The organism is Azospirillum sp. UENF 112521 (assembly GCF_058780665.1).
This window is the reverse complement of the sequence record NZ_JBSNCI010000009.1, coordinates 1-26,798: the sequence shown is the minus strand read 5'-3', so window position 1 is coordinate 26,798 and position 26,798 is coordinate 1. Positions and strand designations below refer to the sequence as shown.

Genomic DNA, 26,798 nt, shown 5'->3' with positions numbered 1-26,798 from the left:
TTGCGCAAGGCCGCGCTTGCGGCCGGTGGGCGTTCCGGTTGGACTGCCGATCAGGGCGTGCCGACCTCCACGCTCGCGCCACGGCCCGATGCTTCAAGCCCAGACGCCTCCAGCATCGCCTCGATCAGCCGGTGGACCTTCAGCGCCTCGCGCCCGTCCACCCGCGGCCGGCGTCCTTCGTCCAGCGCGTCGAGGAAGTCGGACAGCACCGCGCGGTGATGCTGGTGGGAGAAGGCCATCGGGTCGGCGCCGCCGCCCAGCGTGGCGCCGTCCGCCCCGGCGGCGATGCGCTCGCCATCGACCAGCTGCACCTCCAGCCGGTCGCCGGCCAGAACGGCGGAGCCCCCGGTCCCGGCGATCTCGATCCGCTCCGGATAGCCCGGATGGACGGCGGTGGTGGCGTTCACGGTCGCCAGCATGCCGTTGCCGTAGCGCAGGGCCGTGGCGACCACATCCTCCGTGTCCATGCCCACACTTGGGTCCGATTTGCGCAGGACGCTGGTGGCGGCGAATCCGGCAACTTGATCCGGCAGGCCGACGAGGCCGACGAAGGCGTCCAGCGTGTGGATCGCCTGGGTCAGCAGCACGCCGCCGCCGTCGCGCGCCTTCATGCCGCGGCCGGGCTGGGCGTAATAGGCGTTGTCGCGCCACCAGCGCACCGAGACCGCCGCGGTCAGCGGCCGGCCCAGCGTGCCGTCGCGCATCAGTGCCGCCAGCCGCTCGACCGAGGCGCGGAAGCGGTGCTGCAACACCACGCCCAGCGTCAGCCCGGCTCCCTCCATGGCGGAGACCACCGCCCGCGCCCCCTCCGGCGTCGCGTCCAGCGGCTTTTCCAGCAGCACATGCTTGCCGGCGGCGGCACAGCGCGCCACCAGAGCGGCATGGCTGTCGGGAGGGGTCAGCAGCAGGACGGCCGACAGCGCCGGGTCCTCCAGCAGGGTTTCCAGCCGGTCGACCACCGGCAGGCCGTGGTGGGCGGCGAAGGCGGCGCGGCGGTCGGCCGACGGGCTGAAGCAGCCCGCCACCTCCACCCGGTCGGCCAGATCGATCAGGCTCTGCGCGTGCGGCGCCGACGCCATGCCGAGGCCGACGACACCGATGCGGCGACGGGAACCGGTCATCGAAGCGCTCCGTCCAGGGTGGTCGCGGCAGCGATGTCGGCGGTCAGGCTGCCGGAGAAATAGAGCGGGGCGGCGTTGCGCACGTCGTCCACCGTGATCTGCAGATTGTCCAGATGGCGCACCAGGCTCTGTTCGGCCCGGTCGGGATCGTGGCCGGCGATGGCCTCGACGATGCCCTCATGCTCGGCGATGACCGTGCGCATGCGGCCGGGGACCGGCAGGGTCAGGCGGCGGCAGCGGTCGAGCTGGACCTTGGCCTGCTGGATGATGCCCCAGAAGCCGGGATATCCCGCCATCTCGGTGATCTGGGCATGGAAGGCCTCGTCGGCCTGATGGAAGCCGTCGGCGTCGCCCACCGCATCGACCTCGCGCTGGTGCTCCAGGCAGGCGCGCAAGGCGGCGATCTGGCTGCGGCTGGCGCGTTCGGCGGCGAAGCGTACGGTCGCCCGCTCCAGCACCTTGCGGATCACGCCGGCTTCCGGCAGGGCGCCCAGCGGGATGCGGGCGACGAAGGTGCCGGATTGCGGGAAGATCTCGATCAGCCCCTCGTCGGCCAGCCGCAGCACCGCCTCGCGCACCGGCGTGCGGCTGACGCCATAGGCCTCGGCGATCTGCTTTTCGGCGATGGGCTCGCCCGGCTTGCGTTTCAGCGACACGATCTCCGCCCGCAGGTCGCGGTGGATGGCGTCGGCGGCGGTCGGACCGCGCCGCATGTCCCGGCGCGCCGGCGGGCGGACCAGCAGCGCGGCGGCCTTGGCCGGCATGACCGGCGTGGCGGGTGGCGTGGCCGGTGGCGTTGTCGATGGCGGTGTCGCCGCGATGGAACCGGTTTTGGCCGGCGGGTTGCCCGTTGGCATGGCGTCCAGCCTCCTCAGAAGCGCATGCCTCAGAATACTAATATATTAGCTAGCGCGGCAAGCGATTTCGCTCATCCCCCGTTCGGATCCGGGTGTGACAAAGGCGCCCCCCATTCCCGTCATGGCTGTGGGGCACCCTGGCTGCGGGGCGGTGGGGAACGGAGCAGGAGTGCCGAAGGAAACGTCCCGGCCGTCAACTCCGCCAGGGCGGGGGATGACGGCCGGGACGGGCGGGTCCGGCTTCGACGGCAATCGGACCCGTCGGTCAGGCGCCGAAGCCGCCGTCGATGGTCTGGAACGAGCCGGTGATCATCGCGGCATGCGGGCCGGCGACATAGGCGGTCAGTTCGGCGACCTCGTCGGCGTCGATGTGGCGCTTGATCGCCATGAAGCTGTGCATGGCGGGCGCCATCGGGCCGTCGGCCGGGTTCATGTCGCTGTGGGTCGGACCCGGCTGGATGGCGTTGACGGTGATGCCGCGGTCGCCGAAATCGCGGGCGAGGCCGCGCACCATGCCCTGGACCGCCGCCTTGGTCAGGGCGTAGGCGGCCCCGCCGGCAAACGGCATGCGGTCGCCGTTGACCGAGCCGATGACGATGATGCGCCCGCCGTCGTTCATCCGCCGGGCCGCCTCGACCGCCGCGTGGTAGGGCGCGCGGACATTGATGTCGATCATCCGGTCGACCGCGTCGGGATCGAAGGTCAGCGGATCGCCGAGGATCGCCGTGCCGGCATTGACCACCAGCACGTCCAGCGCGCCGCGGCCGGCCACCGTTGCGATCAGGGCGTCGCGGTCGGCGCTGTCGGTTTGGATGGCCTCCGCGCCGGTTTCGGCGGCAAGCGCCTCGGCGGCGTCCTTCGACCCGGCATAGGTGAAGGCGACCGCGCCGCCGGCCTTGGCGAAGCGGCGGACGATGGCCTTGCCGATGCCGCGGCTGCCGCCGAGGACCAGGATCTTGCGGCCGGTGAACTCACCCATGATGTGCTCCTTGAGAAAATGTAGTGAGCGCTATATAAATCCAGGCGGGGGATTTCCGCAAGGAGAAAATATAGTGGTCGCTACAGAAAAATCCGGAGCCCGTGGACGGCGGCGGTCCTTCGATGTGGACGAGGCGGTCGAGACGGCGATGAGGCTGTTCCACGCCCGCGGCTACGACGCCGTGGGCGTCGCCGAGCTGGGAGCCGAATTGGGAATCAAGCCGCCGAGCTTCTATGCCGCCTTCGGCAGCAAGGCGGGGCTGTTCGAGCGGGCGCTTCGGCGCTATGCGGCGGGGGAGGCCAACATCTTCGCCCGCGCGCAGGCCGAGGGCGGCAGCATGGCCGAGGTGATCGAGCGCACGCTGCTGCTGGCGGCGCGGCTCTATCCGAAGCGTGATGGGGTGGCGGGCTGTCTGGTGCTGGACGGGGCGCGCAACAGCGCCGACCCGGAAGCGGCAGCGCTGGCCGAGACGATGAGAAAGGCCGGCGTGGCGGCGATCCGCGACTTCATCGCCGCGGAGGCACCGGAGCGGGCCGACGCGCTGGCGGACTTCGTCGCCATCACGATGAAGGGAATGTCGGCGGCGGCGCGCGACGGCATGGGCGAGGAGGCGCTTACCGTCGTCGCCCGGATGGCGGGCCGCGCCTTCCGCCGCGAACTGGCGGCGGAAGGGTGATGTGTCGGCTTGAAGCCGACAGAAAACCGCGAATCAGGCCGGCATGGCGTCGCGCGGGATGATGGCGCCGCGGTGCTGGATGACGGCGGCGGCCAGCTTGTGGGCGGCGCGGGCGGCGTCGGCCGGACCCTCGCCGCGCAGGCGGGATGCCAGATAACCGGCGCTGAAGCTGTCGCCGGCCGCCGTGGTGTCGACCACCGTGGCGACCTTCTGCGCCGGCACCTCGACCGCCTCGCCATTCTCGATCACCACGCAGCCGGGCTGTTCCAGCTTCAGGACGATCTCGGTGACGCCGGCCTTGCGGACGCGAGCCAGCACGGCGTCGGCATCGGCGTCACCATAGAGGTCGCGCAGGTCGGTGACGCCGGGCAGCGCGATGTCTGTCAGTGCCAGCATGCGGTCGAAGGCGGCCCGCGCGGTGTCGAGGTCCGGCCACAGGCGCGGACGCCAGTTGGTGTCGAAGGCGACCTTGCCGCCCTGCGCCCGCACCCGCTCCAGCACCTCGAACAGGCGCTCGCGGCCCTGCTCGCCCAGGATGGCGATGCTGATGCCGGACAGATAGACGATGCCGTAGCCTTCCAGCGCCTTGGACAGCTCCGTCGTCTGGGGCAGGGCGAACAGTTCGCGCGCCGGGGCATTGTCGCGCCAGTAGAGGAAGCGGCGCTCGCCGCTGGCGTCGGTCTCGATCAGGTAGAGGCCGGGCAGGCGGTTCGGCACGCGCAGGACATGGCCGGTGCCGACGCCTTCCGCCGCCCAGGCCGCCACCATGTCGTCGCTGATGCTGTCGTCGCCGAGCGCGGTGACATAGTCGACCGGCGTGCCCAGACGCGCCAGATAGACCGCGGTGTTCAGCGTGTCGCCGCCGAACCCCATGGTCAGCGACCCGTCCGGCCGCCGGAACATCTCGATCATGCATTCGCCGAGGGCGGCGACGCGGTTGGGCGTGTCGGTCATGCTTCTTCTCCGCAAGCCGGGGATGGCCCCGGCAAATCCCATTTCAGGCAACAGAACGGCGTTCCCGCGCCCGCATCCGCTCGCGGTGCGCGGTGTAGAGTCCGCTGGCGATGATCACGCCGGTGCCGACGAAGGTCCAATGGTCGGGCACCGCGCCGAAGACGAGGAACCCCAGCGCCGTGGACCAGATCAGCTGTACGTAGGTGAAGGGCGCCAGCACCGATGCCTCGCCCTGGCGGTAGGCCAGGATCAGCAGCCATTGCGCCGCCGTGTAGACCAGCCCGATGAAGACCCCCAGCAGCATCTCCCACGGCGTCGGCCATGCCGCATGCAGCGGCAGCAGCGCCGTCAGGGCGATCAGGCCGGTGAGCGCGCTCCACACCATGGTGGTCAGCGGGTTCTCCTGCACCGTCATCTTGCGCGTCGCCACCAGCCCCAGCGCCCAGCTGAAGGCGGTCAGGATCGGCAGCAGCGAGGCCGGTTGGAACCCCTCCGCCCCTGGCCGGATGACGATGATGACGCCGGCCAGCCCGACCAGCAGCGCCGCCCAGCGGCGGACGCCGACCGTCTCGGCCAGCAGCAGGATCGACAGCACGGTGACGAAGACGGGAGAGACGAAGCTGATCGCCGCGGCCTCGGCCAGCGGCAGATGCTGCATCGCCATGATGAAGAACAGCGCCGAGCCCAGCATGCCCAGCCCGCGCACCACCTGAAGCCCCGGCCGCGTCGTCTTCAGCACGCTCAGCGAACCGCCGCGGAGCGCCAGCGGCATCACCAATGCTGTGAAGACGACATAGCGCATCCAGGCGATCTCGGCCGGCGGCAGGGTCCGGCCGAGATATTTCGCCGTGGCGTCGGAGCAGGACAGGCAGGCCACCCCCAGCACCACCAGCAGGATCGCCCGCATCGGCTCCGTGCCCTTGGACCCCGGCCCGGCCTGCGGATTGACGGTAGGCTGGATCGGGGTCTGCGGCGCGTTCACCGGCGAGGGTCCGGCATCACTGCGGGGGCCGGGGAGAGGGGTGGAACTGTCGGGCATGGCGCCGGCTCGTCATCGGTCATGGTTAAGGGGGCGGACCCCTTACATAACCGCTCCCATCTGCCAAGGAGCAAATTCGTCGGCACCGACGCCGAGTTCCTCGCTCTTGGTCTTGCGGCCCGACGCGGTGTCGAGCACCAGCTGGAAGATCGCGCGGCCGACCTCCTCGATGGAGGCGTCGCCGGTGGCGATGGCGCCGCAGTCGATGTCCATGTCGTCCGGCATGCGGCGGAACAAAGTGCTGTTGGTCGCCAGCTTCAGGCTGGGCGTCGGCTTGCAGCCGAACACCGAGCCGCGGCCGGTGGTGAAGCACAGCACGTTGGCGCCGCCCGCCACCTGTCCGGTCGCCGACACCGGATCGTAGCCGGGCGTGTCCATGAAGACGAAGCCCTTGTCGGTGATCGGCTCGGCATAGCGGTAGACGGCGGTCATCGGGGTGGTGCCGCCCTTGGCGACCGCGCCCAGCGACTTCTCCAGGATGGTGGTCAGGCCGCCCTTCTTGTTGCCGGGCGACGGGTTGTTGTTCATCTCGCCGCCGGTGCGGCTGGTGTACTCCTCCCACCAGCCGATGCGCTCGACCAACGCCTCGCCGACCTCGCGGCGGACGGCGCGGCGGGTCAGCAGATGCTCGGCGCCATAGACCTCCGGCGTCTCGCTCAGCACGGCGGTGCCGCCGTTGCGGACCAGCAGGTCGACGGCATAGCCCAGCGCCGGGTTGGCGGTGATGCCCGAATAGCCGTCGGAGCCGCCGCATTGCAGCGCCAGCGTCAAATGACTGGCCGGCAGGGTCTGGCGGGTGACGTCGTTGATCTCCGGCAGCAGCGCCTCGATCCGGCGGATGCCCTCGCGGGCCGCCGCGGCGGTGCCGCCCATGTCCTGGATGCCGATGGGGATGACGCGGGCGCCCTCCTCAAGGCCGGTGGCCTCCATCAGCTTGTCGATCTGGTTCACCTCGCAGCCGAGGCCGAGCAGGATCACCGCGGCGAAGTTCGGGTGGCGGGCATAGCCGGCGATGGTCCGGCGCAGCGTGTCCATCACCTCGCCGCTGCCGGCCATGCCGCAGCCGTAGCCGTGGGTGAGCGCCACGACGCCGTCGATGTTTGGATAGGCGGCGAGTGCTGCCCCGCGGAAATGGTCGGCGATCATCCTTGCTGCGGTGGCGGAGCAGTTCACCGAGGTCAGCACGCCGATGTAGTTGCGGGTGGCGACGCGGCCGTCCGGGCGAAGGATGCCCTGGAAGGTGGCGCGCTCGGCCTCCGGGATCGGCTCGACCGGGTGGACATCGGCGCCGAAGGCATAGTCGCGCTCGAAATCGCTGCCCATGCCCATGTTGTGGACGTGGACATGGTCGCCCGGCTGGATCGCCGCGGTGGCGAAGCCGATGACCTGATTGTACTTGCGCACCGGCTCGCCCAGCGCGATGGCGCGCACCGCGACCTTGTGCCCGGCCGGCACCGGCCCGGTGGTCGCGACTTCGGTGCCGGGCAGAGCGGTGCCGGGCTCCAGGTCGGCGCCGGCGACGACGACGTTGTCGGCGGGGTGCAGGCGGATGGTCAGCGATGCCATGGGAAGATGTCCTTGAGGCGCGAAGGAGACGTGATGTCCCCTCTCCCCCGCTCACGCGCAAACTTCGTTTGCGCTGACGCGACAGGCGGACCTCCGGTCCGCCGAAAGCGGGGAGAGGGTTAGGGTGAGGGGGGAGCGTGGCGGGACCTTTGGGAAAATCCTGCGGTGCATCCCCCTCACCCCGACCCTCTCCCCGGGGGGAGAGGGGGATTGGGCCGTTACAGCTTGTAGGCGTTCTTGGCGAGGCGGTAGGCGAGGTCGACGGCCAGGTCCGCGGCCTCGTCTTCTTCCATCCGGTGCTCGGCGACCAGACGGGCGAGGAAGCTGCAATCGACGCGGCGCGACACGTCGTGGCGGGCCGGGATCGAGCAGAAGGCGCGGGTGTCGTCGTTGAAGCCGACCGTGTTGTAGAAGCCGGCGGTCTCGGTGATCATCTCGCGGTAGCGGCGCATGCCCTCGGGGCTGTCGTGGAACCACCAGGCCGGGCCGACGCGCAGCGCCGGATAATGGCCGGCCAGCGGCGCCAGCTCGCGGGAATAGCTGTCCTCATCCAGCGTGAACAGGATGATGGTCAGGTCGCGCTCGTTGCCGAAGCGGTCGAGCAGCGGCTTCAGCGCCCGCACATACTCGGTGCCGCTCGGGATGTCCGCACCCTTGTCGCGGCCGAAGCGCTGGAACACGAGGTCGTTGTGATTGCGGAAGCTGCCGGGGTGGATCTGCATGACCAGACCGTCCTCCAGGCTCATCCGCGCCATTTCGGTCAGCATCTGGGCGCGGAACAGCTCGGACTCCTCGGCCGTCGCACCGCCGCGCCGCACGATGTCGAACAGCTTCTCGGCCTCGCCGCGCGCCAGATCGGCGGTCGCCGCCGTCGGGTGGCCGTGGTCGGTCGAGGTGGCGCCGAAGCTCTTGAAATACTGGCGACGGTCGGCCAGCGCGGCGAGGTAGCCGTCCCAGGTCGCGGTGTCCTTGCCGGTGATGCGGGCCAGCTCGGCGAGGTTGTCGCGGAAGCCCTCGAACTCCGGATCGACGACCGGATCCGGACGGAAGGCGGTGATGACTCGGCCCTTCCAGCCGCTCTCGCGGATCGCCTTGTGGTGGACCAGCGGGTCGAGCGGCGATTCGGTGGTCGCCAGCACTTCGAGGTTGAAGCGCTCGAACAGGGCGCGCGGGCGGTATTCCGGCTTGCGCAGGCACTCTTCGATCTGGTCGTAGATGCGGTCGGCGCTGGCGGCACTCAGGCGCTCGGTGACGCCGAACACCGTCTCGAAGGCGTGGGTCAGCCACATCGAGGTCGGGGTGCCGCGGAACAGGTGCCAGTTGCTGGCGAGCAGGCGCCAGATGGCGCGCGAATCGGTCGAGGTTTCTCCGCCGTCCTTGCGCGGAACGCCCAGCTGCTCCAGCGGAATTCCCTGGCTGTAGAGCATGCGGAATGCATAATGGTCGGGCTTGACGAACAGGCTCGCCGGATCGGGGAACGCCTCATTCTGCGCGAACCAGGACGGATCGGTGTGGCCGTGCGGGCTGACGATCGGCAGGGCGGCGACTTCGCCGTACAGGCGGCGCGCGATGGCACGTTGCGTCGGGTCGCTCGGGAAAAGACGGTCGGGGTGAAGCATCGGAAGCCTCTACGCTGCAAGAGAAGGGCAAAAGCAGGGTGGGGAAAAGGCGGGGTCCGTGCGGGGGACCGTCCCTACCGGCTGGTCGTATAATATTAATATATCAGATCTGATTGCAAGCCCAATCGTTCCGCCGATGGGGCTTCGGAGCCGGTGAAGGCTGCGCCCAGTCGCCGCACCCGGCCTATAAGGAAAACCGGCGATGGGTTTGACGTTGACGAAGAGGGGCAGGTAGATTGCTGGGGATGAGGAACATCTCGCGGGTGGCGGACCGTCGCCCCACGACATCTGTATGTTTGCCGGAATGGAGCCATCGGTGAAGAAGGTCGCGACGACAGAAGATGAAGGCGGCCTGACCTCCGCAGCCGTGCGCCGCAGCGCGGCCCCGGCCCCGGCGGTGCGCCCGCCGCGCCGCGCCGCCACCGTCGCATCGCGCATCTACCGCGACCTGCGCGGCGAGATCGTCTCGCTGAAGCGCAAGCCCGGCGACGCCATCGCCGAGAAGCAGATCGCCGAGTCCTATGGCGTCAGCCGCACGCCGGTGCGCGAGGCGGTGCTGAAGCTGGCCGACGAGGGGCTGATCGAGATTTTCCCGCAGTCCGGCACCTTCGTGTCGCGCATCCCGCTGGACGCCCTGCCGGAAGCCTTCGCCATCCGCAAGGCGCTGGAGGAGGCGACGGTGCGCTATGCGGCGGCACGCGCCAGCCGCAGCCAGATCGCGGCATTGCGCGCCAATCTGGAATTGCAGCGCGAGATGCAGGAAACCGCCAATTACGAAGGCTTCCATCAGGCCGACGAGGCGTTCCATGCGCTGATCGCGGAGATCGCCGGCTATCCCGGCTTCTGGACGCTGATCCAGCAGACCAAGGTGCAGATCGACCGCTACCGCCTGCTGACCCTGCCGGTGCGCGGCCGCATCGCCGAGGTGATCGCCGAGCACACGGCCATCCTCGACGCGATGGCGGCGAACGACCCCGCTGCCGCCATCAAGGCGCTGGACGACCATCTGGACGATCTGCAGATCTCGGTCGCCGACATCCGCCGCGACTACCCGCGCTATTTCACGGCGCCGGGCGACCCAATTTGAAAAGGCCGATCTGAGGGGGCCGATTTGAAAGGGCCGGGGCGCCGGGCCGGTCTGAAAACCGGCCTGCGCCCTGATCGGGGGAGTTACTTTGCGTCGGTTTCGGCAGCGTAGGCCATCGGCTCGCCCAGGAAATCCTCGCGGATCGGGGTGAAGATGTCGAGCAGCACGCCCGGCTCCAGCGCCACCACGCCATGCAGGACGTTGGACGGCACCATGTAGCCGTCGCCGGTGTTCAGCCGCTTGGTGCGGCCGTCGATGGTGACGTCGAAGGATCCCTTCTCCACCACGGCGCACTGGACATGGGGATGGCGATGCTGCGCGCCGATGGCGCCGGCCTCGAACTCCACCCGCACCATCATCATCGTGTCGTTGTAGCCGAGGATCTTGCGGCGTACGCCGTCGCCCAGATCCTGCCACGGGATGTCGCCCGCGGTCAGGAACACATCGGTCGCCGTTGCGGTGGTCATCGTCCGGTTTCCTCCCCCAATGGAAAAGCCCTCCTCCGCCCGTGAGGGGCGGGGAGGGCTGCTTTTGCGGTCAGCGCGCCAGCCAGCCGCCGTCGACCGGCAGGATGGTGCCGTGGATGTAGTCGGCGGCATCCGAGGCCAGGAACACCGCCGGGCCGCCGATGTCGGACGGCACGCTCCAGCGGCCGGCCGGGATGCGGCCGAGGATCTCGGCGCTGCGGTTCTCGTCGGCGCGCAGAGCCGCGGTGTTGTTGGTGGCGACATAGCCCGGCGCAATGGCATTCACGTTGATGCCCTTGCCGGCCCATTCGCAGGCGAGAAGCTTGGTGATGCCGGCGACGCCGCTCTTGGAGGCGGTGTAGGACGGCACGCGGATGCCGCCCTGGAAGGACAGCATCGAGGCGATGTTGATGATCTTGCCCTTGCGGCCGGCACCGATGGCATAGCGGCCGAAGGCCTGGCAGAGGAAGAACACCGTCTTGATGTTGAGGTTCATCACGGCGTCCCAGTCGGCCTCGCTGAAGTCGACGGCGTCGGCGCGGCGGATCATGCCGGCGTTGTTGACGAGGATGTCCAGCCCGCCGAGCGTGGCGACCGTCTGCTCCACCAGCCCCTGCACCGGGGCGATGGAGGTCAGGTCGGCGTGGATGCCGAGGAACTTGCGGCCGGTCGCCTCGACCAGACCCTTGGTCTCGTCCAGCGACACCACGTCGACGGCGGCGATGTCGGCGCCGGCCTCGGCCATCGCCACGGCGATGCCCTGGCCGATGCCGGTGTTGGCGCCGGTGACCAGCGCCACTTTGCCGGTCAGGTCGAACGAAATGCTCATGGTCGGTTCCCGTTCTTATGAGTTGGTTTCAAATCGGCGGGCGCGTCAGCGCAGGCGGTCCATGGCGACGAAGTCCATGTCCGTGAAGTCCTGGTTGTCGCCGCCCATCGCCCAGATGAAGGTGTAGTTGCGGGTGCCGACGCCGGAATGGATCGACCAGGGCGGCGAGATCACCGCCTGCTCGTTGGCGACTACGATGTGGCGGGTCTGCTCCGGCTCGCCCATCAGGTGGACGACGCGCGCCTCTTCCGGCAGGTCGAAGTAGAAATAGACCTCGCAGCGCCGGTCATGGGTGTGACACGGCATCGTGTTCCACATGTTGTTCGGCTTCAGCACCGTCATGCCCAGCACCAGCTGCGCGGTGCGGACCACGTCCGGGTGGATCATCTGGTAGATGGTGCGCTCGTTCGACTGGGCCGGGTCGCCGAGATGCACGGCCTTGGCCTGGCCGATCGAGATCTTCATCGTCTCGAACCGGGCATGGGCGGGCGTGCTGTTCAGGTAGAACTTGGCCGGCTCGCGGCGGTCCAGGCTTTCAAAGACGACGTCCTTGCTGCCCATCGCGACATAGAGCGCGTCGCGCGGCGCCAGCTCATAGACGGCGCCGTCGACGGTGACGCGGCCGGCGCCGCCGACATTGACCACGCCCAGCTCGCGCCGGTCAAGGAAGTTGGGCGAGCCGATCTCCTTGGAGGAGTCCAGCTTCAGCGGGCCGGCGACCGGCATGGCGCCGCCGACGACGAAACGGTCGATGTGGCTGTAGGTGAAGACGGTCTCGTCCGCCTCGAACAGGGTCGGGACCAGGAAATGGTCGCGCAGCGTCTCGGTGTCGAAGCCGCGGACCGCGTCGGGATGGGAGGCGTGCCGGACGGAGATTTTCATGGGAAAGGTCCTTTTAAAATCTGTGCAGCCGGCGTCCCGGCGGGTCTGGCGCCATCATACTAATATACTAGTAAGCCGGGCAAGCTCTAATGATGGAGTGCCGGACATTTCAGGCGGCGGAGGGTGCGACAAAGTCGCTGGTCCGAAGGGGGAGTGCGGTAGGGTCGGAGGGGCCGCGTTGCGTCGGCCTCAAAGGTAATATATTAGTGAACGGTCTTCGCCCGGAGTGTCCAGTCATGTCCAGTCAGCAGCCCCGCAAGCGCATCGCCCTCGTCGCCCATGACGCCCGCAAGGCGAACCTCATCGCCTGGATCGGCGCCAACATCGAAGCATTGGACGGCCACGCCTTCTGGGCGACCGGCACCACCGGGCAGAAGGTGCGCGCCGCCCATCCCGGCCTGGACATCACCCCGCTGAAGAGCGGCCCGCTGGGCGGCGACCAGCAGATCGGCGCGATGATCGCGGAGGGGCGGATCGACCTGCTGGTCTTCTTCGTCGATCCGATGACCGCCCAGCCGCACGATGTCGACGTGAAGGCGCTGACCCGGCTGGCGACGCTCTACAACATCCCGATGGCCTGCAACGAGGCCACCGCCGACATGATCGTCTCCTCCGCCCATTTCGCCAGCGGCTATGCCCCGCGCGCCGCCAGCTTCACGGCCTATGAGACGCGCAAGCTGTGAGCGCGTCCCGCCCGCTCATTCCGTGAAATATTGCGGATAGTTCCGCCGGACCTCGGCGATGCCCAGCTGCAGGTCGGTCAGATGGTGGCGCAGCTCGCCCACCGCGCGGTCGGGGTCGCGGGCGGCGACGGCCTCGACGATGGCGCCGTGTTCGGCCAGCGCCTTGTCCATCCGGCCGGCCGCCGGCAGGGTCAAATGGCGGTAGCGGTCGACCTGCCGCTTCACCTGCTGGGTCACCGCCCAGAAGCCGGGATAGCCGGAGATCTCCGCCAGCAGGGCGTGGAATGCCTCGTCGGCCTCGTGGAAGCCGTCGAAATTGCCGGACTCCTTCATCTCGCGCTGGAGTTCCAGATTGGCGCGCAGCCGCGCCACCTGGCTGCCGCTCGCCTGTTCGGCGGCGTAGCGCACGGTGGCCTCCTCCAGCGCGCGGCGGATGGCGATGGCCTCCGGCAGGCCGCTGATGGGAATGCGGGCGACGAAGGTGCCGGACTGCGGGAACACCTCCACCAGCCCTTCGTCGGCCAGCTTCAGCATCGCCTCGCGCACCGGCGTGCGGCTGACGCCATAGGTTTCCGCCACCTCCTTCTCGATCACCGGCTCGCCCGGCTTGCGCCGCAGCGAGACGATGTCGTCGCGCAGGTCGCGGTAGATGGTGCCCGAGACCGTGGCGCCGCGGTGGGCAGGCCTTGCGGTGGCACTGGCGGGCCGGCGGCGGCGGCGGCGCACCGGTGCGGCCACGGCCACCATGTTCGTATCGCCCGCGTTGGAATCCATAATCGTCCCATTCATGTCGTCGGCGGTCATGCCTTCGACCGCAGCCACTAATATATCGCTGCGTTTCCGCGGGCGGGAAGCTTTTTGCCGCGGAAATTCGGGGATGGTAACGGGGTGGGGGGAGTGGCGGCGCAGGCGGCACCCACTCCCCCGCGATCGGTGCTCTTACAGCTTCGCCGCCGCGTCGAACACCGCATGGCTGTAGGCGCCTTCCGGCTTCTTCGAGATCACCGGGGCCGACGCGCCCGACATCAGGATGCCGACGGTGCGGTCGAAATCGGCCGGGTCGAGATAGCCGGTGCCCTTGGCGCCGCCCTCGATCAGCTTGGCGATCTCCTGCATCATGGTGGTCTGGTGTTCCTCGGTCTGGGCGCCGGTGGTGTCGTTCTCCAGCACGATCTTCACCGCCTCGGCCTGGTTCTTGGCGGCGTACTCCCAGCCCTTGCCCGAGGCCTTGACGAACTTCGCCAGCTTCTCGACGATCTTCGGGTCGGACAGCGACTTCTCGGTGGCGTAGAGGCCGTCCTCCAGCGTCGCGACGCCCTGCTCCTGGTACTTGAAGACGGTCAGCTCGTCGGCCTTCATGCCGGCCTCGATCAGCTGCCAATATTCGTTGTAGGTCATGGTGGAGATGCAGGCCGCCTGCTTCTGCAGCAGCGGATCGACGTTGAAGCCCTGCTTCAGCACCTTCACGTCCGGGCTGGAGCCGGAGGTGGAGTAGCCCAGCTTGCTCATCCAGGCCAGGAACGGATATTCGTTGCCGGAGAACCAGACGCCCAGCGTGTTGCCCTTGAAGTCCTTCGGATCCTTGATGTTGGCGTCCTTGCGGCAGGTCAGCATCATGCCGGACTTCTGGAACATCTGGGCGATGTTGACCAGCGGCACGCCCTTCTCGCGGCTGGCCAGCGCCGACGGCATCCAGTCGACGATCACGTCGGCGCCGCCGGCGGCGATGATCTGGGTCGGGTTGATGTCGGGGCCGCCGGCCTTGATGGTGACGTCCAGCCCGGCGTCCTTGTAGAAGCCCTTGGCCGCGGCGACGTAATAGCCGGCGAACTGGGCCTGGGTGACCCATTTCAGCTGGAGCGTCAGCGCATCGGCGGCGGCGGCCGGCGCCCCCCAACCGGCGAGGCCGGTGAGCGCGGTTGCGGCGAGCAGGACGGCGGAGGCAAGGGTCTTCATCGCGTTCGATCCTCTTCTGGCTGGGTTTTGTTTTGGCTTGAGGCGGTCAGCGTTTGCGGAAGGACGGGTGCCAGGCGGTGACATGCCGCTCCGCCAGTGCCAGCGCACCGTAGAGCAGAGATCCGGTCAGGGCGGCGACGGCGATCGTCGCCCAGACCACGTCCAAGTTCATCCGGGCGACCTGGGTGGAGATGCGGAAGCCCATCCCCACCACCGGCGTCCCGAAGAACTCGGCGACGATGGCCCCGATCAGAGCCAGGGTTGAGTTGATCTTCAGTCCGTTGAACAAAAAGGGCAAGGCACAGGGAAGCCGCAGCATCGCCAGCGTGCGCCAGTAGCCGGCACCATAGGAGCGCATCAGGTCGAGCTGGATGCGTTCCGCGCTCTGCAAGCCGGCCAAAGTGTTGATCAGCATGGGGAAGACGGTCATCACCACGATGACGGCGGCCTTGGACTGCCAGTCGAAACCGAACCACATCACCATGATGGGCGCGATGCCCACCACCGGCACGGCGCTGGCCAGATTGCCGAGCGGCAGCAGCCCGCGCGCCAGGAAGGGCACCCGGTCGGCCAGGATCGCCACGAGGAATCCGGCGCCGCAGCCGATCAGATAGCCGCGCAGGACCGAAATCAGCACCGTCTGGCGGAAATCGTCCCACAAATCGGCGGCGTTGGCGGCGAAGGCGGTTGCCACGAGGCTCGGCGGCGGCAACAGGATGGTCGGCACCTGGAAGCCGCGGGTCAGGATCTCCCACAGCATGACCAGCGCCAGCCCGAACAAGGCGGGGCCGGCCAGCCGCACCGGCCCGGCGATGCCCGCCAGCAGAGCCAGCACCCGCCAGAGCAGCAGTGTGGCGCCGGCCACATAGATCCACAGCCCACCGGCCTGGGCGAGGGCGTTGCCCTGGTTCAGCAGGAGCAGCGGGGCGGCATAGGCGGCGGCGACTCCGGCCAGCAGGAGCAGGGCCTCGCCCAGTGCCGAGCCGGGCAGGCGGCGGGCGAGGATCGTCGCGACGGTCAGGGCGAAGAGGGCCAGGGCCACGGGAAGCTGCGGCAGATAAAGGGCGGCACCGTCCTGTGCGGCGAAGGGCAGCAGCGGGGCGGCCAGCATCACCAGCGGCCACGGTGCCATGATGGGGCGGGGCATGGTGGAGCGGCTCATCGTGCACCTCCCCGGCCGCCCGGCACCAGCGCCCGTTCGGCGAGGCCGACGACGGCGACCAGCGTGACACTCAGCACTGCCGCCATCACCAGCGCGCTCCAGATCTGCACGGTCTGGCCGTAGTAGGAGCCGGACAGCAGCCGCGCGCCCAACCCCGCCTGCCCGCCGGTCGGCAGCTCGGCGACGATGGCGCCGACGACGCTGGCGGCCACCGCGATCTTCAGGCTGGTGAACAGGTAGGGCAGGGAGGCCGGCAGGCGCAGCAGGCGGAAGGTCTGGGCGGTGCCGGCGCAGTAGGTCCGCATCAGGTCCAGCGTCAGCGGATCGGCGGAGCGCAGCCCCTTCACCATGCCGATGGTGATCGGGAAGAAGCACAGATACATGGCGATGATCGCCTTGGGCAGCAGGCCGGTGAAGCCCAGATTGCCGAGGATCACCACGATCATCGGCGCAATCGCCAGGATCGGCACGGTCTGCGAGGCGATGACCCAGGGCAGCAGGCTCGATTCCAGCGTGCGTGCCTGGACGATGCCGGCCGCCAGCGCCACCCCCAGAACCACCCCCATGCCGAAGCCGGCCAGGGCGGCCCCGGCGGTGACGCCGGTGTGGTAGAGCAGGTTGCGGATGCTGGTCACCGGATAGCCGGTCAGGGACGTGTAGAGGTCGAGCGCCACCTGATCCGGCGTCGGCAGGATCGGGCGCTTCATCGCCAGCGTGGCGCGGATCAGGTCGGCGGTGGTCCAGTCGTGGCCGGCGCGGTTCAACGCATCGGTCGCCATCGGCGCGTTCAGCCAGACGGCACCTGCGTACCACAGCACCAGCACGGCCAGTGCCATCACGACTACGGGCAAAGTGCTTTTAGTCGTCATAGCTGTGGCCCTCCATCAGCCCTTCGCGGACGCGGTGGGCGATGCGCTGGAACTCCGGGCTTTCGCGGATGTCGAGCGTGCGCTCGCGCGGCAGGTCGCGGTCGCAGTCGATGACATCGAGGATGCGGCCGGGGCGCGGGCTCATCACCACGATGCGGGTGGAGAGGAACACCGCCTCGGCGATGGAGTGGGTGACGAAGATGCAGGTCTTGCGGGTGCCGAGCCACAGGCGGGTTAGCTGCAAATTCAGATGGTCGCGGGTGATCTCGTCGAGCGCGCCGAACGGCTCGTCCATCAAAAGCAGGTCAGGGTTGAAGGCGAGCGCGCGGGCGATGGACACCCGCTGCTGCATGCCACCGGACAGCTGCCAGGGGAATTTGCGCTCGAAGCCGGACAGGCCGACGAGGTCGAGCTGCTCGCGGGCGCGCTGCTGCCGGTCTGCCCTGGGCAGCCCCATGATCTCCAGCGGCAGCATGACGTTGCGTTCCACCGTCCGCCACGGGTAGAGCGCCGGGGCCTGGAAGACGTAACCGTAGGCGCGCTTCAGCCGTGCCTGTTCCGGCGTCATGCCATTGACCGTCACCTCGCCGGAGGTCGGCTGTTCGAGGTCGGCGACCACCCGCATCAGCGTGGTCTTGCCGCAGCCGCTGGGGCCGATCAGCGAGATGAAATCGCCCTTGGATATCGACAGGCTGACGTCGCTCAGCGCGTAGACCGGATGGTCGGCAGCCTGATAGGTCAGGGTCAGGTTGCGGACATCGACGATGGTGCGCGGCGCCGCGTCTGCGGCCGGCGGAACCAGAGTGAGCGGTGCGGGCTGGGCGGCTGGCACGGCGGTCGTCCCTTCGCGTTGTCGACTTTCGGCGGGAACGAGAGCAAGAAGCGAGCCAGAGGGAGACGGAGTTGAGTATTCAGTGGGTAGGGCTTTGTTTTCACAAAGAGAAAACTTGTCTATCGAGACAGGAACTGACGGTGTGGACAGTGTTCGGGCAGGTGTGCTTTTCGCAAGGCGCACAATTTTCGGGCTGAGGCTGTGTGGGTGGTGAATTTTCGGGCAGGGATGAGGATGTCCCCGTCTCCCCCCGGGGAGAGGGGATTAAGGGGCGGGACAGGGAAACAACGCCACCCTTGCCAGTCCTGCCCCGTCCCCGCTAACTGTTCAAACGGCCGACAAACGCACGGGTCCCATGCTCGACAGTTTCCTGCTCGCCTTCACCGCCTTGTTCTCCATCGTCAATCCGCTGGCGATGGCGCTGATCTTCAGCCAGGTGACGGCGGACAGCAGTCCGCGCGACCGGGCGAAGCTGGCCGGGCTGGTCAGCCTCTATTCGGCCATCGTCATGCTGACCGCGCTGTGGGCAGGTGCCTATGTGCTGAACTTCTTCGGCGTGTCGATGGCGGCGCTGCGGATTGCCGGCGGCTTCGTGGTCGCGGAACGGGCCTGGGCGCTGCTGACCGCACCGGAACGCCACGAGGCGCGCAAGCAGGAACAGGCCGCACCCACCGGCGACAACGACCGGCTGGCGGAGTCGGCCTTCTTCCCGATGACGATCCCCTTCACCACCGGGCCGGGCACCATCTCGGTGGCCATCGCGCTGGGCTCCACCCGCCCGACGCGCGGGGCCGGCGGGCTGATGGAGTTCTTCCTGGGCATGTCGGGGGCGGCGCTGGCGATTGCCGCGCTGATCTGGCTGTCCTACCGCTCCGCCGACCGCATCGTCGCCTTCCTGGGTCCGACGCGGGTGCGGGTGCTGACGCGGCTGTTCGCCTTCCTGCTGTTCTGCGTCGGCGTCCAGATCCTGCTGACCGGCGTTCTGGACGCCTTCCCGCTGCTGTCGCAGAAGGGCTGAGCCTCAGCTTTTGGGCCGCAGATCCTGCACCCGCTTGGCCTTGCCGATGGATCGGGCGATGCCGCCGGGCTCGACCACCTCGACGCGGGTGCTGATGCCGATCAGCGACTTGATCGAGTGCTGGAGATGCCTGGCATGGCCGTCCCATTCCGACGGGTGGATGTCGTCATGCATCTCCACACGGACGGCGAGGTTGTCCATATGGCCGTCGCGGCTGACCACCAGCTCATAATGCGGGGCCAGCGCCGGGATCTTGCAGATCAGCTCCTCGACCTGGGTCGGGAAGACGTTCACGCCGCGGATGATGAGCATGTCGTCGGACCGGCCGGTGATCTTGTCCATCCGCCGCATGCCGCGCGAAGTCGGCGGCAGCAGCCGGGTCAGGTCGCGGGTGCGGTAGCGGATGACCGGCATGCCCTGCTTGGTGAGCGTGGTGAAGACCAGCTCGCCGTAGGAGCCGTCCGGCAGAACCTCGCCTGAGTTGGGATCGATGATCTCGGGATAGAAATGATCTTCCCAGATCACCGGGCCGTCCTTGGTCTCGACGCATTCGGACGCCACGCCCGGCCCCATCACCTCGGACAGGCCGTAGATGTCCACCGCATGGATGTTGAAGGTGCGCTCGATCTCCTCGCGCAAGGCACCGGTCCAGGGCTCGGCGCCGAAGATGCCGACGCGCAGGCTGGTGCCGCGCGGGTCGATGCCCTGGCGGCGCATCTCGTCGGCGATGTTCAGCATGTAGGACGGCGTGACCATGATGATGGTCGGCTTGAAGTCCTGGATCAGCTGGACCTGCTTCTCGGTCTGGCCGCCCGACATCGGCACCACGGCGCAGCCCAGCCGCTCCGCCCCGTAATGGGCGCCGAGGCCGCCGGTGAACAGGCCGTAGCCGTAGGCGATGTGCACGATGTCGTTGCGCGTGCCGCCGGCCGCGCGGATGGAACGGGCGACGACCTCCGACCAGACGTCGATGTCGCCCTTGGTGTAGCCGACCACCGTCGGCCGTCCAGTGGTGCCGCTGGAGGCATGGACGCGGACGATGTCCTCCATCGGCACGGCGAACATGCCGTAGGGGTAGGCGCGGCGCAGGTCGTCCTTCACGGTGAAGGGGAACAGCGCCAGATCCTTCAACTCCTTGAAGTCGTCGGGATGGACGCCCTTCGCCTCGCATTTGGCGCGGAAGGATTCGACGTTCGCGTAGGAATGGCGGAGCGACCATGCCAGCCGCTCCGTCTGCATCGCCACGATCTCGTCGCGGCTGGCGAACTCGTAGCGGTCCATGCCGGCCCTGCTGCCCTGGCCCGCGGCGGTATCGGTCATGATGGACATGGTGCGTTTCTCCCCTTCGTTCCGGTTCCCGGCGCTTGGCGGCCGGTGAAGCCCAATTCCCTTCAGACCCGCTCCACCATCATGGCGATGCCCTGGCCGACGCCGATGCACATGGTGCAGAGCGCGCGGGTCGCCTTGCGGTCCTCCAGCTCCATCACCGCGCTGGCGACCAGCCGGGTGCCGCTGGCGCCGAGCGGATGGCCGAGCGCGATGGCGCCGCCATTGGGGTTCACATGCTCGGCATCGTCGGGCAGGCCCAGCAGGCGCAGCACGGCGAGACCCTGCGCGGCGAAGGCCTCGTTCAGTTCGATCACGTCGATGTCGCCGATGGAGAGGCCGAGGCGGGCCAGCAGCTTCTGCGTCGCCGGGGCCGGGCCGATGCCCATCACGCGCGGCGCCACGCCGGCCACCGCGGTGCCGACGACGCGGGCGCGCGGGGTCAGGCCATAGCGCTTCACGGCGTCGGCCGAGGCGACGATCACCGCGGCGGCGCCGTCATTGACGCCGGACGCATTGCCGGCGGTGACGCTGCCGCCCTCCTTGCGGAAGGGGGTTGAGAGCTTGGCCAGCGCTTCCAGCGTGGTGTCGGGGCGCAGATGCTCGTCGGCGGAGATTATCGTCGGCTCGCCCTTGCGGCGGGGGATGGCGACCGGGACGATCTCGCGGGCGAGGCGGCCGGATTCCTGGGCACGGCCGGCGCGCTGCTGGCTGCGGACGGCGAAGGCGTCCTGGTCGGCGCGGGAGATGGCGTAGTCGGCGGCGACGTTCTCCGCCGTCTCCGGCATGCTGTCGATGCCGAACCTTGCCTTCATCAACGGATTGACGAAACGCCAGCCGATGGTGGTGTCGAAGATCTCGGCCTGACGGGAGAAGGCGCTGTCGGACTTGCCCATGACGAAGGGAGCGCGGGTCATGCTCTCGACGCCACCGGCGACGATCAGGTCCGCCTCGCCCGCCTTGATGGCGCGGGCGGCCATGCCGATGCTGTCCATCCCGGAGCCGCAGAGGCGGTTGACCGTGGTCCCGGGCACCGTCTCGGGCAATCCCGCCAGCAGCGCCGCCATGCGGGCGACGTTGCGGTTGTCCTCGCCGGCCTGGTTGGCGCAGCCGAGGATCACGTCGTCGACGGCGGACCATTCGACGCCGGGGTTGCGCTCCATCAGCGCCTTCAGCGGCACCGCGGCGAGGTCGTCCGGGCGCACCGGGGCCAGCCCGCCGCCGTAGCGGCCGAAGGGGGTGCGGACGGCGTCGCAGAGGAAGGCTTCACGCATGGGAGGCTCCGGGAACGGGGATCACGCTGCCGGCGAGGCGCGCCGACTGGCCGCGGAACAGGCCGACGATTGTGCCGTCCTGGCTGGTGACGGTGACGTCGTAGACGCCGGAACGGCCGCGCTTGTGCACTTCGCGGCATTCAGCGGTCAGCAGGTCGCCCAGCTTGGCCGGGGCGGGGAAGGTGATGGAGCAGCCCGCCGCCACCGTCACCTCGTTCGCCGCGTTGCAGGCATAGGCGAAGGCGGTGTCGGCCAGCGTGAAGGTCATGCCGCCATGGCCGATGTCGTGGCCGTTTACCATGTCCTTGCGCACGGTCATGCTCATGCGGGCATAGCCGGGGGCGATCTCCAGCAGTTCGATGCCGTGGGCCTGGGCGCAATGGTCGCGCTCGTACATGCCGCGGCCGACCGCTTCGGCCAATTTCTGAAGATCGGCGGATTGGGGGTCGGTGTGGGACTCAGCCATGGAAGCGGTTTCCTCCGGAAATCCTGCGGCGCAACAGCGCCGACGCGCGGTAGCGGTCCTCGCCGTAGGTGCGGGCCAGGGCGTCGAGAACGGCCAACACATGGGGCAGGCCGATGCGGTCGGCCCAGGCCAGCGGGCCCAGCGGGTAGTTCACGCCCTTGGTCATCGCGATGTCGATGTCGGCGGCGCTGGCGACGCCCTGCATCGCCGCGTCGGCCGCCTCGCTGGCGAGCATGGCGACGGTGCGCATCACCACCAGACCAGGGGCGTCGTCAATCACCGACACCGCCTTGCCCAGCGCCTGGAACAGCCCGGCGGCGACGGCGAGCGCGTCCGCCGGCGTGCCGTCGGCGGGGGCCAGCGCCACGCGGGTGGCCTTGGCGTAGTCCAGCGCCAGATCGAACAGCACCAAGGGCGCGAGCCCGTCGTCGGCGGCGCGGGCGGTGGCGGTGCGGCCGTCGGTGAGTGCCAGCGTGACGCCGTCCACCAGCATCAAACCGGAGCCGGGAGTCTCTTCGACGGAGATGCCGGTCTCGCGCAGAAGCCCGACCAGCGAAGCGGCGGGGCCGAGGTCGCCTTGCACCAGCACGCGGTCAGGTCTCACGCCCGGTTCGGCGTTGCGCGGCACCGGCTTGGCGGCGCCGGGGCTGTGGTCGTAGAAGCCGCGGCCGGTCTTGCGGCCGAGGCGGCCGGCCTCGACCAGCTCCTGCTGGATCAGCGAGGGCTGGAAGCGCGGATCGCCGAAATAGGCGGCGTGGACCGAGCGGGTGACGGCGAAGTTCACGTCATGGCCGATCAGGTCCATCAGCTCGAACGGCCCCATGCGGAAGCCGCCGGCCTCGCGCATCACGGCGTCGATGGTGGCGGGATCGGCGGCCTGCTCCTGCAACAGCCGCAGCCCTTCGGCGTAGAAGGGGCGGGCGACCCGGTTGACGATGAAGCCGGGGGTGGAGCGGCAGCGTACCGGGCTCTTGCCCCAGGCCTTCGCCGTGTCGAACAGCGTGCCCAGCACCGCCGCATCGGTGGCGAGGCCGCTGACGATCTCCACCAGCGCCATCAAGGGGGCGGGGTTGAAGAAATGCAGGCCCGCCAGCCGCTCCGGCCGTTGCACCCCGGCGCCGATGGCGGTGACCGACAGCGACGAGGTGTTGGTGGCGAGGATGGCGCTTTCGCCGACGATGCCCTCAAGCTCGGCGAACAGGCGGCGCTTGACGTCGAGATCCTCGACGATGGCCTCCACCACCAGACCGGCGGGGGCGAGGTCGGACAGGCCGTCCACCGCACGCAGCCGGCTGACCGTGGCGTCGCGTTCCGCCGCGGTGCGCTTGCCCTTCTCGACCAGCAAGGTCAGCGCCTTGGCGATGGACCCGACGGCGGCCTGGGCGGCGCCGGGGCGGGTGTCGACCAGCAGGACCGGGTGGCCGGCCTGCGCCGCGACCTGGGCGATGCCCTGGCCCATGGCGCCGGCCCCGACCACCGCGACGGTGACGGAGGGTTCGAGCGCCGCCATCACCGCCCCTCGAATTTCGGCGCGCGCTTGCCCACGAAGGCGGCGACGCCCTCGCGATAGTCTTGGGTGCGGCCGGCTTCGCGCTGGAGGTCGCGTTCCAGGTCGAGCTGGCTGTCCAGGTCGTTGTCCAGCGAGACGTTCAGCGCCCGCTTGATCAGCGTAAGGCCGTGTGTCGGCTGGGTGGCGAGCTGGCGGGCGAGCGCTCCGGCCTCCTCCGCCAGTTTGTCGTCATCGACCGCCTTCCAGATCATGCCCCAGGCTGCCGCCTGTTCGGCCGAAACCTTGTCGCCCAGCATGGCGAGGCCCATGGCGCGGGCGTGGCCGACCAGACGCGGCAGGGTCCAGGTCCCGCCGCTGTCGGGGATCAGCCCGATCTTGCAGAAGGCCTGGATGAAGCTGGCCGACCGCGCCGCCAGCACGATGTCACAGGCGAGCGCGATGTTGGCGCCGGCCCCGGCGGCGACGCCATTGACAGCACAGATCACCGGCATCGGCAGCTCGCGGAGTGTGCGGACCAGCGGGTTGTAGTTGGTCTCGATGGACGCGCCGAGGTCCGGCGCCTCCTGACCCGGAGCGACGGCGCGGTCGGACAGATCCTGCCCGGCGCAGAAGCCGCGGCCGGCCCCGGTCAGCAGCAGGCAGCGGACGGTCTTGTCCTCGCGCACGGCGGCCAGCGCGCCGCGCAGCTCCTCATGCATTGCCGCGGTGAAGCTGTTCAGCCGGTCGGGCCGGTTCAGCGTGACGGTGGCGACGCCATCGGCGATGTCGAGAAGGATCGTTTTCTCGCTCATTGCGCAGCCTCCAGAACCGGGACGCGGCTCTGCACCACGCGGAAGCGGTTGGCGACGAAGGCGAGGTCGCACAGCGCGGCATTGGCCGCCGGGTTGGCGCCGGTGCCGTGGAAGTCGCTGAAGGCCGCCGACTGGTTGACGAAGACGCCGCCGGTCAGGTTGACCGACAGGGCGACGCCGGCCTCGACGAACAGGTCGGTCGCCTGTTCGATCAGCTGCGGGTCGGTGCTGTAGAGGCCGGTGGTCAGCGCCCCCTTGGTCCGGGTCAGGCGGGCGGCGCGCTCCAGGCTGTCGGCGGTGCTGTCGGTCTTCACGATGATGGAGATCGGGCCGAACAGCTCATGGCCGTACTTGTCCTCGTCGGCCGCATCCATGGTCAGGATCAGCGGCGTGCGGATGCGGGCGTCCGGGAACTTCGGATGGGAAATGGCGCGCGACGGCAGCACGACGGTGCCGAGCTTGGCGGCCTCGTCGATGCGGGCGAGCGTTGCGTCGGACTGGATGGCGCCCAGCACCTCCACCGCGCGTTCCGGGTCGGAGAGGAACTTGTCGACGCCGCCGGCCAGCGCGGAAACCACCTGATCGAAGCTCATGCGGTCGGCACCGGCCTGGATGCCGTCCTTGGGCACGAAGATGACCTGGGTCGTCGTGCACATCTGGCCCGAATAGAGGCTGAGCGTGAAGGCGAGGTTGCGCACCATGCCCTTGGGGTCGTCGGTGCCGTCGATGACCACACTGTTGACGCCGGCCTTCTCGGTATAGACCTGGGCGTGGCGGGCGTTCTGCTCCAGCCAGTCTCCGAAACCGGTCGAGCCGGTGTAGTCGATCACCGCCACCTCCGGCCGCAGCGCCAGATCCTTGGCGATTGTGTCGCCGATGGCGAGCGTGACGAGGTTGGGGTCGAGCCCGCACTCCACCAGCACCTCGCGCGCGATCCGCACGGTGATGGCGAGCGGCAGGATGGCGGTGGGGCCGGGCTTCACGATCACCGCGTTGCCGGTGACGAGGCTGGCGAACAGGCCGGGATAGCCGTTCCAGGTCGGGAAGGTGGCGCAGCCGATGACCAGCCCGACGCCGCGGCCGACCACCTCGAAACGCTTGTCCATCACCAGCGGCGGGTTCTTGCCCTGCGGCTTCTCCCAGCGCGCCGCCGGGGCTTGGTCGCTCATCGCCTTCCAGCCATAGGCGACGGCCTCCAGCCCGCGATCCTGGGCATGGGGAGCGCCGGCCTGGAAGGCCATCATGAAGGCCTGCCCGGTGGTGTGCATCACCGCGTTGGCGATCTCGAAGCTGCGCGCGTTCAGCCTTTTCAGGATTTCCAGGCAGACGCCGGCCCGGCCGTTCGGACCCGCCTTGCGCCAGCCCGGCATCGCCGCCTTGGCCGCCGTTACCAGCGCCTCGACGTCCGACACCGGATAGCTGATGCCGAGGTCGAAGCCGAAGGGCGAGCGCTCGCCCCCCGCCGTTGCGGTCACGCCCGGCTGATCCAGCTCGAAGGGCTTGTCACGGTAGGCCGCGAAGGCCGCCTCGCCATCCGCCGCCGCCGTCTCGCCATAGGCGCGCGGGCTCGGCATTTCGGGGAAGGCCGACCAGTAGGCGCGGCTGCGGCAGGCCTCGACGGCCTTCTGCAACGTCGCCTCGTGCGTCTCGAACAAGCTCTGCGGGGTGGTGGTCATGGCGGGGCGTTTCCTTTTTCTCGTTGTTGGCTGTCTTTGCTCAGGCGGCGTCGAAGTCGATGACGACCCGTTCGGTCAGCGGGCGCGACTGGCAGGTCAGGACATAGCCGGCCTCGACCTCCCACGGCTCCAGCGAGTAGTTCTCGGCCATCTCGACCTTGCCTTCGCGGACCTTGGCGCGGCAGGTGCAGCAGACGCCGGACTTGCAGGAATAGGGCAGGTCGGCGCCATGCCGGTGTGCGGCCTCCAGGATGCTCTCGCCATCATAGGGCAGGGTGAATTCCTTGCGCTTGCCGTCCTGAAGAACGGCGATGGTGGCGGCATCGGTGGGGCTGTCGGTTGGCGCCTTTTTCGCCGCGGGTCGCGCGGCGGTCGTGGTGCCGAACAGCTCGACATGGATGTTGGCAGGCGGCGTGCCGCAGGCGGCAAGGGTGTCGCGCACCTCCTCCACCATCGGCTGGGGGCCGCAGAGGAAGGCGGCGTCGATGTCCTCAGCCTTGAGCGGGCCGGCGCAGAGTTCGCGCACCAGACCGGCGCCGATGCGGCCACCCAGCAGCCCGGCCTCTTCCGGTTCGCGGCTCAGCACATGGTGGATGACCAGCCGGCCGATGTAGCGGTTCTTCAGGTCTTCCAGCTCCTCCCGGAAGATGATCGAGGAGACGGTGCGGTTGCCATAGACCAGCACGAAGCGGCTCTTCGGCTCCTGCGCCAGCACGGTCTTCAGGATCGACATCACCGGGGTGATGCCGCTGCCGGCGGCGAAGGCGACATAGGTGCGGGATGCTGCCGGATCGACGGGGGTGTGGAAGCGCCCCATCGGCGTCATCACCTCCAGCACCGCGCCGGGCGCCAGCGACTGGTTGGCGTGGGTGGAGAACAGCCCGCCATCCACCTTCTTCACCGCCACGCGCAACTCGCCGTCGCCTGCGCCGGAGCAGATGGAATAGGAGCGCCGCACCTCCTCGTCGCCGATGCGGGTCTTGAGGGTCAGGTACTGGCCCTGGACGAAGCGGAAGCGGTCGGCGAGATCGGCCGGCACGTCGAAGGCGATCGACACGGTGTCCGCCGTCTCCCGGCGGCACTCGCGGATGGTCAGCGGGTGGAAGCTGGGGCTGGTCATGGGGTCCGTCCTTGCGGCGCGGAGGGTGCTCCGCCGAAA

At 69.0% G+C, this 26,798-nt stretch carries 26 protein-coding genes; 4 read left to right on the top strand and 22 right to left on the bottom strand.

Features of this window, described 5'->3' with window-relative positions:
* Nucleotides 1–50: 50 nt before the first annotated feature.
* The 3 genes from ACWPN8_RS31705 to bdcA form a co-directional block, all read right to left on the bottom strand.
* Nucleotides 51–1,121, bottom strand: a complete 1,071-nt coding sequence (locus ACWPN8_RS31705; RefSeq protein WP_492243692.1) for a Gfo/Idh/MocA family protein — start codon at nucleotides 1,119–1,121, stop codon at nucleotides 51–53.
* A complete protein-coding gene (locus ACWPN8_RS31700) occupies nucleotides 1,118–1,978 on the bottom strand; it encodes a GntR family transcriptional regulator (protein ID WP_492243691.1) in 861 nt (286 codons plus the stop codon). Before ACWPN8_RS31700 ends, ACWPN8_RS31705 begins: the two co-directional genes overlap by 4 nt.
* Before the next feature lie 265 nt (nucleotides 1,979–2,243).
* A complete protein-coding gene (bdcA, locus tag ACWPN8_RS31695; RefSeq protein WP_492243690.1) occupies nucleotides 2,244–2,957 on the bottom strand; it encodes an SDR family oxidoreductase in 714 nt (237 codons plus the stop codon).
* A gap of 73 nt (nucleotides 2,958–3,030) precedes the next feature.
* Here bdcA and ACWPN8_RS31690 point away from each other — a divergent pair, with 73 nt between their 5' ends.
* Nucleotides 3,031–3,633 (top strand): TetR/AcrR family transcriptional regulator, encoded by a 603-nt coding sequence (locus ACWPN8_RS31690; protein WP_492243689.1) that lies wholly within the window; start codon nucleotides 3,031–3,033, stop codon nucleotides 3,631–3,633.
* 33 nt (nucleotides 3,634–3,666) lie between these two features.
* Here ACWPN8_RS31690 and ACWPN8_RS31685 read toward each other — a convergent pair whose 3' ends face one another.
* From ACWPN8_RS31685 to uxaC, 4 genes are all read right to left on the bottom strand, one after another.
* Nucleotides 3,667–4,587, bottom strand: coding sequence for a sugar kinase (locus ACWPN8_RS31685; protein WP_492243688.1), 921 nt, complete (start codon nucleotides 4,585–4,587; stop codon nucleotides 3,667–3,669).
* A 43-nt stretch (nucleotides 4,588–4,630) separates the two neighbouring features.
* The gene (locus ACWPN8_RS31680) at nucleotides 4,631–5,569 is read right to left on the bottom strand and encodes a DMT family transporter (protein ID WP_492243687.1); all 939 of its coding nucleotides are present in this window, start codon (nucleotides 5,567–5,569) and stop codon (nucleotides 4,631–4,633) included.
* Nucleotides 5,570–5,668: 99 nt separating this feature from the next.
* Nucleotides 5,669–7,192, bottom strand: a complete 1,524-nt coding sequence (locus ACWPN8_RS31675) for a UxaA family hydrolase (RefSeq protein ID WP_492243686.1) — start codon at nucleotides 7,190–7,192, stop codon at nucleotides 5,669–5,671.
* A gap of 218 nt (nucleotides 7,193–7,410) precedes the next feature.
* Nucleotides 7,411–8,811 (bottom strand): glucuronate isomerase, encoded by a 1,401-nt coding sequence (uxaC, locus tag ACWPN8_RS31670; protein WP_492243685.1) that lies wholly within the window; start codon nucleotides 8,809–8,811, stop codon nucleotides 7,411–7,413.
* Nucleotides 8,812–9,115: 304 nt separating this feature from the next.
* Between uxaC and ACWPN8_RS31665 the strand changes: the two genes are divergently transcribed.
* Nucleotides 9,116–9,898, top strand: coding sequence for a GntR family transcriptional regulator (locus ACWPN8_RS31665; RefSeq protein WP_109096379.1), 783 nt, complete (start codon nucleotides 9,116–9,118; stop codon nucleotides 9,896–9,898).
* An 83-nt stretch (nucleotides 9,899–9,981) separates the two neighbouring features.
* Here the strand turns inward: ACWPN8_RS31665 and ACWPN8_RS31660 are convergent, their stop codons facing one another.
* From ACWPN8_RS31660 to kduI, 3 genes are all read right to left on the bottom strand, one after another.
* Nucleotides 9,982–10,365 carry a cupin domain-containing protein gene (locus tag ACWPN8_RS31660; protein WP_492243684.1) on the bottom strand — a complete coding sequence of 128 codons (384 nt, stop codon included), beginning with the start codon at nucleotides 10,363–10,365 and terminating at the stop codon, nucleotides 9,982–9,984.
* Between the two features lie 70 nt (nucleotides 10,366–10,435).
* Nucleotides 10,436–11,194 carry a 2-dehydro-3-deoxy-D-gluconate 5-dehydrogenase KduD gene (kduD, locus tag ACWPN8_RS31655; protein ID WP_109096381.1) on the bottom strand — a complete coding sequence of 253 codons (759 nt, stop codon included), beginning with the start codon at nucleotides 11,192–11,194 and terminating at the stop codon, nucleotides 10,436–10,438.
* Between the two features lie 45 nt (nucleotides 11,195–11,239).
* Nucleotides 11,240–12,076 carry a 5-dehydro-4-deoxy-D-glucuronate isomerase gene (gene kduI, locus ACWPN8_RS31650; protein ID WP_109096382.1) on the bottom strand — a complete coding sequence of 279 codons (837 nt, stop codon included), beginning with the start codon at nucleotides 12,074–12,076 and terminating at the stop codon, nucleotides 11,240–11,242.
* A 236-nt stretch (nucleotides 12,077–12,312) separates the two neighbouring features.
* On the opposite strand from kduI, the gene ACWPN8_RS31645 reads away from it, so the two are divergent.
* The gene (locus tag ACWPN8_RS31645) at nucleotides 12,313–12,759 is read left to right on the top strand and encodes a methylglyoxal synthase (RefSeq protein ID WP_492243683.1); all 447 of its coding nucleotides are present in this window, start codon (nucleotides 12,313–12,315) and stop codon (nucleotides 12,757–12,759) included.
* Nucleotides 12,760–12,774: 15 nt separating this feature from the next.
* Here ACWPN8_RS31645 and ACWPN8_RS31640 read toward each other — a convergent pair whose 3' ends face one another.
* The 5 genes from ACWPN8_RS31640 to ACWPN8_RS31620 form a co-directional block, all read right to left on the bottom strand.
* Nucleotides 12,775–13,533: a GntR family transcriptional regulator gene (locus ACWPN8_RS31640; protein ID WP_492243682.1), complete on the bottom strand. Its 759-nt coding sequence runs from the start codon at nucleotides 13,531–13,533 to the stop codon at nucleotides 12,775–12,777.
* A gap of 165 nt (nucleotides 13,534–13,698) precedes the next feature.
* Nucleotides 13,699–14,715, bottom strand: coding sequence for an ABC transporter substrate-binding protein (locus ACWPN8_RS31635; RefSeq protein ID WP_492243681.1), 1,017 nt, complete (start codon nucleotides 14,713–14,715; stop codon nucleotides 13,699–13,701).
* Nucleotides 14,716–14,761: 46 nt separating this feature from the next.
* Nucleotides 14,762–15,877, bottom strand: coding sequence for an ABC transporter permease (locus ACWPN8_RS31630; RefSeq protein ID WP_492243680.1), 1,116 nt, complete (start codon nucleotides 15,875–15,877; stop codon nucleotides 14,762–14,764).
* On the bottom strand, nucleotides 15,874–16,746 hold the full coding sequence (locus ACWPN8_RS31625; RefSeq protein WP_492243679.1) for an ABC transporter permease: 873 nt from the start codon (nucleotides 16,744–16,746) through the stop codon (nucleotides 15,874–15,876). The genes ACWPN8_RS31630 and ACWPN8_RS31625 overlap by 4 nt, the downstream gene beginning before the upstream one ends.
* The gene (locus ACWPN8_RS31620) at nucleotides 16,736–17,578 is read right to left on the bottom strand and encodes an ATP-binding cassette domain-containing protein (RefSeq protein WP_109096387.1); all 843 of its coding nucleotides are present in this window, start codon (nucleotides 17,576–17,578) and stop codon (nucleotides 16,736–16,738) included. Before ACWPN8_RS31620 ends, ACWPN8_RS31625 begins: the two co-directional genes overlap by 11 nt.
* A gap of 355 nt (nucleotides 17,579–17,933) precedes the next feature.
* Between ACWPN8_RS31620 and ACWPN8_RS31615 the strand changes: the two genes are divergently transcribed.
* Entirely contained in the window at nucleotides 17,934–18,596 is a 663-nt protein-coding gene (locus ACWPN8_RS31615; RefSeq protein WP_098735943.1) for a MarC family protein, read from the top strand.
* 3 nt (nucleotides 18,597–18,599) lie between these two features.
* Here the strand turns inward: ACWPN8_RS31615 and paaK are convergent, their stop codons facing one another.
* From paaK to paaE, 7 genes are all read right to left on the bottom strand, one after another.
* Entirely contained in the window at nucleotides 18,600–19,925 is a 1,326-nt protein-coding gene (gene paaK / locus ACWPN8_RS31610; RefSeq protein WP_492243678.1) for a phenylacetate--CoA ligase PaaK, read from the bottom strand.
* 62 nt (nucleotides 19,926–19,987) lie between these two features.
* Nucleotides 19,988–21,196, bottom strand: coding sequence for a 3-oxoadipyl-CoA thiolase (gene pcaF, locus ACWPN8_RS31605; RefSeq protein ID WP_492243677.1), 1,209 nt, complete (start codon nucleotides 21,194–21,196; stop codon nucleotides 19,988–19,990).
* On the bottom strand, nucleotides 21,189–21,662 hold the full coding sequence (paaI, locus tag ACWPN8_RS31600) for a hydroxyphenylacetyl-CoA thioesterase PaaI (RefSeq protein ID WP_109096389.1): 474 nt from the start codon (nucleotides 21,660–21,662) through the stop codon (nucleotides 21,189–21,191). The genes pcaF and paaI overlap by 8 nt, the downstream gene beginning before the upstream one ends.
* Complete coding sequence (gene paaH / locus ACWPN8_RS31595; RefSeq protein ID WP_492243676.1) at nucleotides 21,655–23,172, bottom strand: 3-hydroxyacyl-CoA dehydrogenase PaaH; 1,518 nt, start codon at nucleotides 23,170–23,172, stop codon at nucleotides 21,655–21,657. The genes paaI and paaH overlap by 8 nt, the downstream gene beginning before the upstream one ends.
* The gene (paaG, locus tag ACWPN8_RS31590) at nucleotides 23,172–23,963 is read right to left on the bottom strand and encodes a 2-(1,2-epoxy-1,2-dihydrophenyl)acetyl-CoA isomerase PaaG (protein WP_492243675.1); all 792 of its coding nucleotides are present in this window, start codon (nucleotides 23,961–23,963) and stop codon (nucleotides 23,172–23,174) included. The genes paaH and paaG overlap by 1 nt, the downstream gene beginning before the upstream one ends.
* Nucleotides 23,960–25,639 (bottom strand): phenylacetic acid degradation protein PaaN, encoded by a 1,680-nt coding sequence (gene paaN, locus ACWPN8_RS31585; RefSeq protein ID WP_492243674.1) that lies wholly within the window; start codon nucleotides 25,637–25,639, stop codon nucleotides 23,960–23,962. The genes paaG and paaN overlap by 4 nt, the downstream gene beginning before the upstream one ends.
* 40 nt (nucleotides 25,640–25,679) lie before the next feature.
* On the bottom strand, nucleotides 25,680–26,759 hold the full coding sequence (gene paaE, locus ACWPN8_RS31580; RefSeq protein WP_109096393.1) for a 1,2-phenylacetyl-CoA epoxidase subunit PaaE: 1,080 nt from the start codon (nucleotides 26,757–26,759) through the stop codon (nucleotides 25,680–25,682).
* Nucleotides 26,760–26,798 lie beyond the last annotated feature (39 nt).

Coding starts and splice junctions, on each gene's coding strand:
- paaE (WP_109096393.1), bottom strand. CDS start 26,759: ATGACCAGCCCCAGCTTCCACCCGCTGACCATCCGCGAGTGCCGCCGG.
- paaI (WP_109096389.1), bottom strand. CDS start 21,662: ATGGCTGAGTCCCACACCGACCCCCAATCCGCCGATCTTCAGAAATTG.
- ACWPN8_RS31625 (WP_492243679.1), bottom strand. CDS start 16,746: ATGACGACTAAAAGCACTTTGCCCGTAGTCGTGATGGCACTGGCCGTG.
- ACWPN8_RS31635 (WP_492243681.1), bottom strand. CDS start 14,715: ATGAAGACCCTTGCCTCCGCCGTCCTGCTCGCCGCAACCGCGCTCACC.
- paaH (WP_492243676.1), bottom strand. CDS start 23,172: ATGGCGGCGCTCGAACCCTCCGTCACCGTCGCGGTGGTCGGGGCCGGC.
- paaG (WP_492243675.1), bottom strand. CDS start 23,963: ATGAGCGAGAAAACGATCCTTCTCGACATCGCCGATGGCGTCGCCACC.
- ACWPN8_RS31705 (WP_492243692.1), bottom strand. CDS start 1,121: ATGACCGGTTCCCGTCGCCGCATCGGTGTCGTCGGCCTCGGCATGGCG.
- paaN (WP_492243674.1), bottom strand. CDS start 25,639: ATGACCACCACCCCGCAGAGCTTGTTCGAGACGCACGAGGCGACGTTG.
- pcaF (WP_492243677.1), bottom strand. CDS start 21,196: ATGCGTGAAGCCTTCCTCTGCGACGCCGTCCGCACCCCCTTCGGCCGC.
- ACWPN8_RS31675 (WP_492243686.1), bottom strand. CDS start 7,192: ATGGCATCGCTGACCATCCGCCTGCACCCCGCCGACAACGTCGTCGTC.
- ACWPN8_RS31665 (WP_109096379.1), top strand. CDS start 9,116: ATGGAGCCATCGGTGAAGAAGGTCGCGACGACAGAAGATGAAGGCGGC.
- kduI (WP_109096382.1), bottom strand. CDS start 12,076: ATGAAAATCTCCGTCCGGCACGCCTCCCATCCCGACGCGGTCCGCGGC.
- kduD (WP_109096381.1), bottom strand. CDS start 11,194: ATGAGCATTTCGTTCGACCTGACCGGCAAAGTGGCGCTGGTCACCGGC.
- ACWPN8_RS31615 (WP_098735943.1), top strand. CDS start 17,934: ATGCTCGACAGTTTCCTGCTCGCCTTCACCGCCTTGTTCTCCATCGTC.
- ACWPN8_RS31645 (WP_492243683.1), top strand. CDS start 12,313: ATGTCCAGTCAGCAGCCCCGCAAGCGCATCGCCCTCGTCGCCCATGAC.
- ACWPN8_RS31700 (WP_492243691.1), bottom strand. CDS start 1,978: ATGCCAACGGGCAACCCGCCGGCCAAAACCGGTTCCATCGCGGCGACA.
- ACWPN8_RS31660 (WP_492243684.1), bottom strand. CDS start 10,365: ATGACCACCGCAACGGCGACCGATGTGTTCCTGACCGCGGGCGACATC.
- uxaC (WP_492243685.1), bottom strand. CDS start 8,811: ATGCTTCACCCCGACCGTCTTTTCCCGAGCGACCCGACGCAACGTGCC.
- ACWPN8_RS31640 (WP_492243682.1), bottom strand. CDS start 13,533: ATGGATTCCAACGCGGGCGATACGAACATGGTGGCCGTGGCCGCACCG.
- ACWPN8_RS31685 (WP_492243688.1), bottom strand. CDS start 4,587: ATGACCGACACGCCCAACCGCGTCGCCGCCCTCGGCGAATGCATGATC.
- ACWPN8_RS31630 (WP_492243680.1), bottom strand. CDS start 15,877: ATGAGCCGCTCCACCATGCCCCGCCCCATCATGGCACCGTGGCCGCTG.
- bdcA (WP_492243690.1), bottom strand. CDS start 2,957: ATGGGTGAGTTCACCGGCCGCAAGATCCTGGTCCTCGGCGGCAGCCGC.
- paaK (WP_492243678.1), bottom strand. CDS start 19,925: ATGTCCATCATGACCGATACCGCCGCGGGCCAGGGCAGCAGGGCCGGC.